The 11507-nt window shown below is 72.0% G+C and carries 9 protein-coding genes; 3 read left to right on the top strand and 6 right to left on the bottom strand.

The genetic code is table 11. From position 1 onward, the window contains the following. Window positions 1-120: 120 nt before the first annotated feature. Window positions 121-2118, bottom strand: coding sequence for a HelD family protein (locus ACIBQX_RS41740; RefSeq protein WP_397014669.1), 1998 nt, complete (start codon window positions 2116-2118; stop codon window positions 121-123). Window positions 2119-2231: 113 nt separating this feature from the next. Here ACIBQX_RS41740 and ACIBQX_RS41735 point away from each other — a divergent pair, with 113 nt between their 5' ends. Beyond that, the gene (locus tag ACIBQX_RS41735; RefSeq protein WP_397014667.1) at window positions 2232-2567 is read left to right on the top strand and encodes a hypothetical protein; all 336 of its coding nucleotides are present in this window, start codon (window positions 2232-2234) and stop codon (window positions 2565-2567) included. A gap of 208 nt (window positions 2568-2775) precedes the next feature. On the opposite strand, the gene ACIBQX_RS41730 is transcribed toward ACIBQX_RS41735, so the two are convergent. From ACIBQX_RS41730 to ACIBQX_RS41720, 3 genes are all read right to left on the bottom strand, one after another. Continuing rightward, a complete protein-coding gene (locus ACIBQX_RS41730; protein ID WP_397014665.1) occupies window positions 2776-4428 on the bottom strand; it encodes a DNA repair helicase XPB in 1653 nt (550 codons plus the stop codon). Between the two features lie 70 nt (window positions 4429-4498). Further along, entirely contained in the window at window positions 4499-4849 is a 351-nt protein-coding gene (locus ACIBQX_RS41725) for a hypothetical protein (RefSeq protein WP_397014663.1), read from the bottom strand. Between the two features lie 80 nt (window positions 4850-4929). Next, window positions 4930-6411 carry a class I adenylate-forming enzyme family protein gene (locus ACIBQX_RS41720; RefSeq protein WP_397014661.1) on the bottom strand — a complete coding sequence of 494 codons (1482 nt, stop codon included), beginning with the start codon at window positions 6409-6411 and terminating at the stop codon, window positions 4930-4932. A 388-nt stretch (window positions 6412-6799) separates the two neighbouring features. On the opposite strand from ACIBQX_RS41720, the gene ACIBQX_RS41715 reads away from it, so the two are divergent. Further along, window positions 6800-7549, top strand: a complete 750-nt coding sequence (locus ACIBQX_RS41715; protein WP_397014659.1) for a hypothetical protein — start codon at window positions 6800-6802, stop codon at window positions 7547-7549. Here the strand turns inward: ACIBQX_RS41715 and ACIBQX_RS41710 are convergent. After that, window positions 7538-9868, bottom strand: coding sequence for a helicase-associated domain-containing protein (locus tag ACIBQX_RS41710; protein WP_397014657.1), 2331 nt, complete (start codon window positions 9866-9868; stop codon window positions 7538-7540). The genes ACIBQX_RS41715 and ACIBQX_RS41710 overlap by 12 nt on opposite strands. Before the next feature lie 45 nt (window positions 9869-9913). On the opposite strand from ACIBQX_RS41710, the gene ACIBQX_RS41705 reads away from it, so the two are divergent. Beyond that, window positions 9914-10789, top strand: a complete 876-nt coding sequence (locus ACIBQX_RS41705) for a hypothetical protein (protein WP_397014655.1) — start codon at window positions 9914-9916, stop codon at window positions 10787-10789. A gap of 27 nt (window positions 10790-10816) precedes the next feature. Here ACIBQX_RS41705 and ACIBQX_RS41700 read toward each other — a convergent pair whose 3' ends face one another. Continuing rightward, a complete protein-coding gene (locus ACIBQX_RS41700; RefSeq protein ID WP_397014653.1) occupies window positions 10817-11473 on the bottom strand; it encodes a TetR/AcrR family transcriptional regulator in 657 nt (218 codons plus the stop codon). Window positions 11474-11507: the final 34 nt, after the last annotated feature.

Raw genomic sequence — 11507 nt, 5'->3', positions numbered from 1 at the left:
GGGCGCGGTCTTGCGGGGGGCGCGCGGCGCCGCCCCCCCCCCCGCCCGCCGCGCCGGCCCGCCCCCCCCCCCGGCGGGGGGGGGGGGGGCCCCCCCCCCCCCGCCCCCCCCCCCGGGGCGTCAGGAGGTCAGCTGGGCGGGCAGGGGCTTGCGGTGCAGGACCGTGAGGGAGGTGACGGCCCGGGTGAGCACCACGTACAGGCGGGCCAGGCCGCGGGGCTCGGCCTCGACGATGTCGGCCGGCTCCACCACGATCACGTGGTCGTACTCCAAGCCCTTGGCCAGCGTCGCGGGGACGATCAGCAGCCGGTGCTCGTCGGTCGAGTCGGGGCCGAGCACGACGTGCGGGACGTCGGCCAGCGAGGCGGAGGCCTCGGCGGCCATCGCGTCCGGCACGATCACGCCGATCGAGCCCTCCCTGGTCAGGACCTCGGCGACGGCCTGCCCGAGCTCGCCGTCAGGCCGTACGGACAGGGAGCCCGCGCCGGGGCGCAGCGAGCGGGGGGCGGCGAGGTCGGGGGCGATGGAGGGCAGCAGGCGGGCGGCGTAGTCGAGCACCTCGCGCGGCACGCGGAAGCCGAGCGTCAGCTCGGTGACCTCGCCCTCCTGGCCGAGGTGCTTGAGCACGGTCTGCCACGAGCTGGTCGACCAGGCGGTGGTGCCCTGGGCGAGGTCGCCGAGCACGGTGGCGGAGCCGTTGCGGCAGCGGCGGCCGAGGGCGCGCAGCTGCATCTCCGACAGGTCCTGCGCCTCGTCGACGACGAGGTGGCCGATCGAGGGCGTGCGCTCGATGAGGTCGCCGAGCTCGTCCAGGAGCGCGGCGTCCGCAGCGGACCATTTCGCGGACTTCCAGCTCCGGTACGGCTTCCGCCAAAGCAGCATCTCCTGCTCGTCGGGCGAAAAATCGGATTTGGCGGCTCGGGCGAGGAACTCCGGGTCCGACAGGAGACGGTGGAGGACCTGCTCGGGGGTGAGCTTCGGCCAGACGGCGTCCACGAGCTGCCTGACCGGCTTGGAGCGGGCCACCGCGTCCTGCACCCGGTCGTCGGGCGACTCGCCGCGCTGCTCCATCCGTACGAGGACCAGGTGCGCGAGACGCTGGGTCAGGGCCGCACGGCCGGGACCGTAGCGGGTGGTGCCGCGCAGGGAGGCCACGATCTCGCGCACCTCGTAGTCGGCCACCCGGTGGCGGTAGGCGCCCTTGCTGAAGACCAGGCCCTCCTCCGGCTTCGCGATGTGCAGCCAGAGGGCGCGCCGCAGCACCTCAGCCATCCGGGCGTCGCCCTTGACGGCCGAGACCATCGGGTCCTCCGGCGTCGCGTGCTCGCCGAGCAGGCCGGACATGGTCGTCTGGTCGACCTTGACCTCGCCCAGCGCGGGCAGCACGGAGGAGATGTAGGACAGGAAGGCGCGGTTCGGGCCGACGATCATCACGCCTGACCGGGCGAGCCGCTCGCGGTGGGTGAAGAGCAGGTAGGCCGCCCGGTGCAGGCCGACCGCCGTCTTGCCGGTGCCGGGGGCGCCCTGGACGCACACGGTCTCGGTCAGGGCGGCGCGGACGATCTCGTCCTGGTCGGGCTGGATGGTGGCGACGATGTCGCGCATCGGGCCGGTGCGCGGGCGTTCGATCTCCTCGGTGAGGATCCTGGACGGCCCGATCTCGGCGCCCTGGCCCAGCGGCTCGTCCTCGAACGCGGTCAGCGCGCCGCCGTGGTAGCCGAAGCGCCGGCGCAGCGCCACGCCCATCGGGTCGGCCGGGCTGGCCTGGTAGAAGGCGCGGGACACCGGGGCGCGCCAGTCGATCACCAGCGGACGGCTGTTGCCGTCGTGCACGTGGCGGCGGCCGACGTAGATGACGGACGGCAGGTCGTCGTCCATCGAGCGGTCGAGCCGGCCGAAGAACAGCGGCGTGTCCGGATGGTCGGCCAGTGCGGCGACCCGCTGGTCGAGGAGCGACTGCAGGATCTGCTGCGAGACCCAGTCGCCGGCCGCGTCCGACGACAGCGACTGCGCGTGCGCGCGCATGGCCTGGAGCGCGGCCCTGGACTCGGCGAGATGGGTCTGTTCGGCGGCGAGCACGTCGGAGGGTATGTCGGGGGCCAGCTGGTGTGCGGGCATGCGAAAGTGCCTCCCGGAGGTGGTGGTCAAGGTAGCGAATCCACCAGCTTAGTGGGCCCGCCGACGGCCCTCCAAAGCATTTAGCCGGGCCTGAAGGAGGGTAGGAAGTCGGCGTGTCGCGCGTCCGGCTCGGTATCTCCCCGATCATCCCCACCGTCGCGAGCTTCCTGCTGGCGGCCCTCTGGAGCCTGTCGGTGTTCGCCGGCTGGGGGCTGGAGGCGTTCTGCGGCAGCGGTGAGTCGTCGTCCGCCTGCTCACACCGGCTGGCCACCGTCTCCACCGTGTCGGCGCTGTTCGCGGCCGTCGCCGCCAGCTTCACCCTGGCGGCGTGGCTGGTCCCGTCCGCCAGGTACGACCCGCGTCTGTTCGGCCGGCTCATGGGGACGGGCGTCGTGGCGTGGATCGCCGCCGAGGGCGTGCTTTTCCTCGGCGGCATGCTCGCGAAGTGATCGACACGGCCGCGTAACGAACCCCGGAAATACCGAAAAATCCGGGCATACCAGGTGGGAATGCCGGATCATCAGGGTATGTCGCTGCCGGATCCGGCAGTGTCGCGGAGAGGACGCAGTGAGGGGGGTGGTTCGATTGTCGACGGCCCGCGGAGTCTCGTGGACATAGGGCATTAGCGCCTGGCCGCTCCTGGCGGGCGGCCGGGCGTCACACCTCGTCGTGGATGTCGTCCGCGTCGATGATCTGGTAGGCGTATCCCTGCTCGGCCAGGAACCGCTGTCGGTGCGCCGCGAACTCCTGGTCGACCGTGTCCCTGCTCACCACCGTGTAGAAGCGCGCCCCGCCGCCGTCGGCCTTGGGCCGCAGCACCCGGCCGAGCCGCTGCGCCTCTTCCTGACGTGAGCCGAACGTCCCGGACACCTGGATCGCCACGGCCGCCTCGGGCAGGTCGATGGAGAAGTTCGCGACCTTCGACACCACCAGCACCTGGATCTCCTTGTCGCGGAAGGCCTGGTAGAGGCGCTCCCGCTCCTTGATCCTGGTCTCGCCCTTGATGACCGGCGCGTTCAGCTGCTCGCCCAGCTCGTCGAGCTGGTCGATGTACTGGCCGATGACCAGCACCTGCTCGCCCAGGTGGCGGCGGACCAGCGCCTTGGTCACCTGCGTCTTGGACGGTGTGGAGGCGCAGAAGCGGTAGCGCTCCTCCGCCTCGGCCATCGCGTACGCCAGCCGCTCCTCGTCGGTGAGCGTGACGCGGACCTCGACGCAGTCGGCCGGTGCGATCCAGCCCTGGTTCTCCATCTCCTTCCAGGGCGCGTCGTAGCGCTTGGGGCCGATCAGGGAGAACACGTCACCCTCGCGGCCGTCCTCGCGCACCAGCGTCGCCGTCAGCCCGACCCGCCTGCGGGCCTGCAGGTCGGCGGTCATCCGGAAGATCGGCGCGGGCAGCAGGTGCACCTCGTCGTAGACGATCAGGCCCCAGTCGCGCGCGTCGAAGAGCTCCAGGTGGCTGTAGACGCCCTTACGCCTGGTGGTCATCACCTGGTAGGTGGCGATGGTGACCGGGCGGATCTCCTTCTTGGAGCCGGAGTACTCGCCGATTTCGTCCTCGGTCAGCGAGGTGCGCTTGAGCAGCTCCTGCCGCCACTGGTGGGCCGAGACGGTGTTGGTGACCATGATGAGCGTGGTCGCCTGGGCGTGCGCCATCGCGGCCGCGCCGACGATCGTCTTGCCGGCGCCGCACGGCAGCACCACCACGCCGGAGCCGCCGTCCCAGAACGCGTCGGCCGCATCCTGCTGGTAGGGGCGCAGCGTCCAGCCGTCCTGGGTCAGGTCGATCTTGTGGTGCTCGCCGTCGACGTAACCGGCCAGGTCCTCGGCGGGCCAGCCCAGCTTGAGCAGCGCCTGCTTGACGTTGCCCCGGTCGCTCGGGTGCACGGCGACAGAGTCGGGGCCCAGGCGCTCGCCCAGCATCGGCTGGATCTTCTTCGAGCGCAGCACCTCTTCGAGCACGGCCCGGTCGGTGGAGGTCAGCATCAGGCCGTGGACCGGATCCTTCTCCAGCCGGAGCCGGCCGTAGCGGGCCATGGTCTCGGCGATGTCGACGAGCAGCGCGTGCGGCACCGGGTAGCGGCTGTGGCCGATCAGCGCGTCGATGACCTGCTCGGCGTCGTGCCCGGCGGCACGGGCGTTCCACAGCGCCAGCGGCGTGACGCGGTAGGTGTGCACGTGCTCGGGCGCGCGCTCGAGCTCGGCGAACGGCGCGATCGCCTTACGACACTCGGCGGCCTTGTCGTGATCGACCTCGAGCAGCAGCGTCTTGTCCGATTGGACGATGAGCGGGCCGTCGTTCACAGACATCCCTTCTACGGTTGACGCCTATCCAACACGCACGACGGCCGAATCAGTCCCGATCTGCGAAACGGCCCGGCTAGTCGTCGAGATAGCCGTTGACGCCGAGGAAGAGGAAGGTGCCGATGGTGAGCAGGAAACCCAGCCCGAACAGGACCCAGCTCCAGATCACCATGGTGCGGGCGGCACCGGGCTCGGTGGACGCTCGCAGGGACAGCCCGGCGAGGATCGCGCCGGGGATGGCGAGCAGGTTGCAGCAGCTGACGATGGCGATGAGGTTGAGCACGAGCGAGACGATCGCGTTGGCGTTCGGCCCGCTGTGTCGTGGGGGCGGGGGATAGCCGTAGCCGTACTGCGGAGGGGGCTGCTGGCCGTACGGCGCGCCGTAGGGCTGGTAGGGGTATCCGCCGGGGGGTTCTTCGTGGCTCATGTCACCTCCTTCGAGGTCAACATTTATCACGGATCAGCCACACGCCCGACCCGGCCATGCCTTACCGCACTGGATCGGCGTCAGTCGCGGAGCCTGGCCCGCAGGGCCTTGCGGTCGAGCTTGAGCACGCTGGTGACCGGGATCGAGTCGACGAACGTCACCTCGCGCGGATACTTCACCCGGCCGACCCGGTCGCGGGCCCACGTCATCAGCTCCTCGGCGGTGACCGTGCCGCCGGCCCTGAGCTGGACGAAGGCCACGACCTCCTCGCCGAGTCGCGGGTCGGGGCGGCCCACCACGCCGGACATCACCACGTCCGGGTGCTCGTTCAGCGCGTCCTCCACGTCGCGCGGGAAGACGTTGAACCCGCCCCGGATGATCAGGTCCTTCTTCCTGTCCACGACGTGGAGGTAGCCGTCGTCGTCCAGGCAGCCGATGTCGCCGGTGCGCAGCTCGCCGTCCTGCAGCGCGGTGCCGCCGGGGTCGGGCTCGTGCTCACCCCAGTAGCCGAGCATCAGCGCCTCGCCGGAGACGCAGATCTCGCCCACGTCACCGGTCTCCATGACCTCGCCCCACGGGTCGCGGATGGTGATCGTGTAGCCGGGCAGCGGCAGGCCCACGCTGCCGGGCTTGCGCCTGCCCGGCGGGTTGAACGTGGTCACCGCGCTGGTCTCGGTCAGTCCGTAGCCCTCGAGGATCCGCACGCCGGGCATCCGCCGCTCGAACTCCGTCAGCACGTCCCTGCCGAGCGGGGCCGCGCCGCAGGTGAGGAAGGCCAGGTCGGGCAGCGGGTGTGACTCCAGCGGCTCGGCCAGCAGCATCTGCAGCATGGCGGGGACCACGGTGCCGTACTGAACGCGCTGCTCGGCGGCGAGGCGGAGGAACGCCTTGGGGTCGAACCAGCGCATCAGCACGGCCTGTGGCGGCTCGGTGGCGTGCATGCCGGCGACCGTGACGATCAGCCCGTAGGCATGGGAGAGGGGCACCGGCACGATCGCACGATTTATCCCCTCCTGGTGGGACATGTCGTAGGAGGCCTTGGCCACCTGCCACAGGCCCGCGTGGCTGAGCATGACGCCCTTGGCCTTGCCGGTGGTGCCGCCCGTGTACATCAGCGCGGCGAGGTCGCCCGGGTCTCTCGGCACCGGTCCGTGCTCGTCGGCGCGTTCGAGCTCGGCCGTGTCCACGAACACCGGCACGTCCACCCCGGTCGCCTCCACCGTGGCCACCAGCTCCGGCGAGGTGACCACGGCCACGGCGCCGCTGTCGAGCAGGATGTGCCGCAGCTCCTCGGCGCCGACCAGGAAAACCACAGGCGTCACCACCGCGCCCGCCGCCCACAGCGCCTGGTAGATGAGCCCCACCTCGGGCGAGGTGGCCATCATCATCACGACCCGGTCACCTGGCCGGATCCCGGCCTCGACGAATCCGCCACAGGTCCGGCGGGCCCGCTCGGCCAGCGTGTGGCTGCGGTGCCAGACTCCCTCGTAGAACACCGAGTCGAAGTCCTCGAACCTGGTCCACGATTCCTCGGCCAGCCGGCCCAGTGTCTGCTCGGTCACATGCCCTAACTTGATGCGGTTCGCGGGGCGGCGTCAAGCCTCGGCGGCGCGCGAGTCGCGGGCTGACTAGTCATTGTGGAGGGTGTGCCACTTCCCTTTATTTAGGCATAAATCCGCCCTGTGGTGATTCCTGTTTTTCGCACCGGCCGATCCAGGATTGGGGGAGATGTGTTTAGATACCCAACTCCGGCCTTGTCCGGGCATGACAGTCACCAGCAAATGAAGGAGAAGATCGTCATGGCCACGCTCGCCCCCGTTCCCGGGGATACGCCCAGCTCAGAGCGGCAGAAAAGTAATGGCCAACAATCCTTACCACTGGTGAAAGAACCTGCCTGCCCACGATTACCGACGAGAACGAGCTTCATACCGCCTACTCACGGTGCGGTCCGTGGACCACGGGACTGAGCCGCCACGCGAGCACCCCGCCGACGTCCCCGAGCTCCCACCGGCCGTCCCACCGTTCGTCCCACCGGCTGTCCCGCTGGCCGTCCCACCGGCCGTGCTGGCGGACCTCAACCCCTACGACGTCGACCGGCTCCTGCGCACCTACCTGGAGCCGCCCTGCTTCCCGGACGCGGTGCGCAGGCTGGCCGTCGGTCACCTGCTGGTCCTGGCGGGCGCCGCGTCGACGGGCAAGAGGCTGGGCGCCATCGCCCTGCTCTCGCGGATGCCGCTCGCCGAGGGCAGCGTCGCGGTGCTCTCCCCGGTGGCGACGGTGGTGGAGCTGGCCGCGCGGATGGAGTTCGAGCCCGGCCGCGCCTACCTGCTGCACGACTGGGCCGGTGACGCCGGCGAGCGGCACGACCTGCTCAAGCTGGCCGACGAGCTCACCGAGGTCGGCTGCTTCCTCGTGCTGACCAGGAACGGCCCCCCCGCGCCGGCGGTCGAGGTCGAGCACCGCTGGGAGGCACCCGCCTCCGGCGAGCTGTTCGAGCTGTGCGTCGCCGGATCCGGCACCACGCCGCGCAGAAGCGGCCACGAGCTGGCCGCGGCCAGAGCGTACGCCGCCACCCTGTCGTCACCCGCCGCGGTCGTGGACCTGGCCCGGCAGACGGTCCACCTCGACACGCCGATGGCGACCCTGCTGGCCCGAGCGGGAGCGGGAGCGGGACCGGGAGAGCGCGGCTCAGAGGCTTGAGACGCCGGTGATCCGGTGCAGGGCGAAGCGGTGGACGGCGGCCCTGGTCTCGTCGTACGCGGTCAGGTAGCCGCCCTCCATCCTGGCCGGCTCCAGGATGCGGGAGGTGGCGTTGCCCTGCGAGTCGCGGTAGCCGATCCACACCCGCACGCCCTGCCTGATCGCCTCTCGGAGAACCGAGATCGTGGCGGAGTTGGGGCTCTGCGGGATCTGGCCGCTGGGGGCGTCGACGGGCTCCCGCCGGGCCAGGTGCGCGGCGTCACCGGCCCGTAGCGCCCGCACGGCCGCCGTGGCCACATCCGGGTCGAGGCCGTTGGAGGAGGTCATCGGCCGGGCCGGCGCCGATCCCTCGGTGCGCCTGCTCTCCAACTGGGAGATGATCACGTCTCCGTCCAGCGACTCGGGGACGGGGGCGTACCCCATGGCGCGCAGCGAGTCGACCAGCGCGGCCCGTGACGAGCGCGAGGCGATGACGGTGGGCGCCAGCCTGCGCAGGCGCAGCGCGGCCGAACGGCGGTCGGCGGTGATCTGGTCGAGCAGCGCCGGGTCGTCGCAGCGGATGTAGGCGCCGGCGGTGCCGACCCGCATCCGGCCGTGCCTGCGGCCCACGTCGGAGATCAAGTAGGACAGCGCCTGCGGGACGGGCGTGGCGGAGTGGCGCTCCAGCATGGCCAGCAGCTCCTCGACGCCCTGACCGGCGTCGAGGGCGCGCCGGATGGAGCTCTCGCCGAACCGGTAGACCGTCGCGCCGCCCTTGGACTCCACGTCGGCGGCCAGCGTCATCCAGCGGTTCAGCTCGCTGGTCAGCGGCCCCGGCGCGACCGCCGTCAGGTCGGCCTGCAGCAGCACGTGGTCGACCGGCTGGGGCAGCAGCGGGTCGAGCACCGAGGCGGCGTCCTCGCCCGCGAGCAGGGCCCGCCCGTGGCCGGACAGCACGCCGAGCCCGGTGAGACCGAGCTGCTCGGCCTCCCGCAGCGCGAACTCGGTGAGCTGCTCGCGCAGCGGGCCGCGGCGGCGCGGCTGCTCCCATTCGAGCCGGCGCAGGACGCTGTCCCGCGAGGGCGCGAGGCCGGGCGCGGCGTGCAGCACGCCGAGGGTGGCGGCGCGCACCGCCGGCGCGGAGGAGCGGCGCAGGTCGGGGTGGAGCGCATTCAGCGGGCGGTCCCGGTCGTCACGCTCGCCGACCAGGCCGGGCACCCGGTCCATCTGCAGCCAGGTGGTGGCCAGCACCACCCACCGGTCGGCGGTGCCCCTGATCCGCCACAGGTCGTAGCCGCTGGTCGGCAGCCACTCGCCGTCGACGCTGCCGCCCGACGCGGTCAGCCCGGCCGCGTGCGCGACCTCCACGGCCAGCGCGGCCGCCCACTCGGGCAGATCGAGCTCGTTCGCCGTACGTTTCATGTCGCGTACGCCCAGGCCGCCGGTGCGCAGCACGCCGGGCGGCTCGATGCTCCACCGCTCGCACAGCTCCTCCACCGCCCGGACGAACATGAACGCCTGCCCGGCGGCGGTCCGGTCGGCCATGGCCTGGTCGCGGGTGGTGCCTTCGAGCGCGGGCGGAACGGCGAGCAGGTCCCGGTGCACCCGCCCGCCACGCAGGTGCAGGCCGACCTCGCGGGGCAGCGTCACGCTCTCCTCGCCGGTCGCCGCCAGCAGGCCGCGGGCCAGGAGTTGCTCGATGGGCGAGCGGGCCGAGGCGAGCCGCACCTCGCGGCGGGCGTTGGGCACCCGGCCGGTCGGCGGCCCCCAGGTGAGCTGTTCGAGCGCGTTCTTCGCCTCGGGCGAGACCTGATCGATGAGCGCCGCCGGGTCGGCCAGCGCGGCGGCCAGGCGTTCCTTGCCGGACCCCGCCGTGCCGGGCGCGATCTCGTCGGCCATCTCCTGCAACTGCTCCGGCGGGTGGTGCCGGAACGCCGTGTCGGCGGTCGGACCCAGCCCCGCCGGGTCCTCCAGCACCTTGCGCACGCCCGGAGCCAGGTCGATCGCGCTGTCGGGGCCGAAGACGAGGGCCAGGTCACGCAGCCGCGCCAGCGCCGCGCCCAGCGCGGGCTCGGGCTTGCCCGCCGCCAGCGCGCCGCCGACCCGCTCGCGCAGCGCCGTCTTCCTGACCGGACCCTGCTGTACGGCCAGCGTCTCGACGACCGCCAGGGTGAAGCGGTCCAGCCGGTCGAGCACACGCGCGATCGCAGAAGGGCTGCCCGCCCGCGACGCCAGGCCCTCCAGGTGTGCGGGCACCGGACTGATCAGCTCGGGACGCGCTGAGACGAGCGTCCGCAGCTCCTCGTCGGTGCGCCCCCTGATCCACTCCGTGAACTCCATCGTTGCCATGGTATGTCCCTGCTCATTGGGGCAGCATTGCTAGGCGTGACAGAGCGAGCGGACCAGCTCATCCTCAACTACGTCAGCAAGGCGGCCGACGCGGCTCACGGTGTGCTCCGGCCCGACCAGCGGCTCGACTTCAGCAGGCGGCTGCGGGCCAGGATCGAGGAGGAGCGGCACGGCAGCCAGGACCCCCGGCGGGTGTCCAAGGTGCTCGCCCGCTTCGGCGACCCCGTCCTGCTGGTCGAGCGGGAGGTGCGCAGGCTGGCCGAATCCGCCCCCGGCACCGTGCGGCCCCCGGCCGCACCGGCCCTGCCCACCTCCGGCCCCGCCCCGACGGCGCTCTCTCCCGCGCGGTCCGACTCTCCCGCGCGGTCCGGCGCGACGGCGGCGTTCCCGAGGATCGCGGACGACGTGAGCCGGCCGCCGGGGGCGGTGCGCGGCCCCGGGCCGGGCGGGCGGGCGCGCGGTCTGCCGTTCGCCTCGCTGCGCAGGGCGGCCATGTTCTCCGCGAACCCGATGGCGACCCGCGGCAGGGACGCCAGGACCGTCGTCAAGGACCACCCGCGTGAGACCGCGGCCCTGGTGATCCTCGTGGTGGCCGCGCTGCTGGTGCCCTTCAACCTGCCCGCCGTGGCCATCTTCCGGGTGCCGGTGATGGTGTGGGCGCTCGGCGCGATCCTGGTGATGGCCGGCGACACCTGGACATTGCGCGACCGGTTGATCGGGGTCTGCGCTCCGCTGCTCGGCTACACCGCGGGCGGCGTGGTCGTGGGCGGCCTGCGGGTGGGCGACCAGCCGGGGCTGCAGGCGTTCATGCTGCAGTTCTTCAACGTCAGCGGCGTGATGTTCATGATCGGGACCGGCGCGGGCGTCGCCTGGCTGGTCTACCGGCTCCTCGACGGCGACGTCCACAGGTGACTCGACGGCGACGTCCACAGGTGAGCGTCAGGTGACGGGCGCGGGGCTGGGCAGCAGGCCGACGGCCAGCCGCACCCACGCGGTCACGAACTGGTCCTTCTCGGCGTTGCCCGGTGACCTGCCCACCGTCTCCTGGAACAGCCGGTAGTGCACCACCGCCCCGCCGAGCACCGCGCCGATGCCCGCCCAGTCGACCTCCGCGCCCCGGTATTCGGGCTGGGCGCCGAACCAGGTGGTGATCGCGTCGAACATCGGCTGCAGCAGCCCCTCGCGCACCACCGTCACCAGCTCGGGGAACTGGCTGAGGTCGCGGAAGAAGACCCGGGTCAGCTCCGACTCCTCGCGGACCTTGGCCAGCCCGGCGCGGCACAGGCGGGACAACCGCACCTCCAGGTCGACCGAGGCCTCCATGCCGCTCAGCTCCGCCAGGCTCTCGGCGACCTGGGAGCGGGTCCTGGCGGCGTGCTCGTTGATCGCCGCGGACAGCACTTCGTACTTGGACCTGAAGTGCCGGTAGAGCCCGCCCGCACCGGGGGAGAGCCCGGAGGCGGCCTCGATCTCGGCCACGGACGTGGCGGCGTAACCCCGCTCGGCGAACAGCCGCAGCGCCTCGTCGACGATCCGGGCACGGGTGCTCGCGGGCACACCGGTGGGCTTGGCGCCCGTGCTTGACGATCTGGTCATCTCGGTAAGTAGTTCCTTTCTGTCTTTCCTACGG

Source organism: Nonomuraea sp. NPDC049714 (genome assembly GCF_044465295.1).
GTDB lineage: Bacteria > Actinomycetota > Actinomycetes > Streptosporangiales > Streptosporangiaceae > Nonomuraea.
This window is presented reverse-complemented; position numbering and strand designations above follow the sequence as displayed.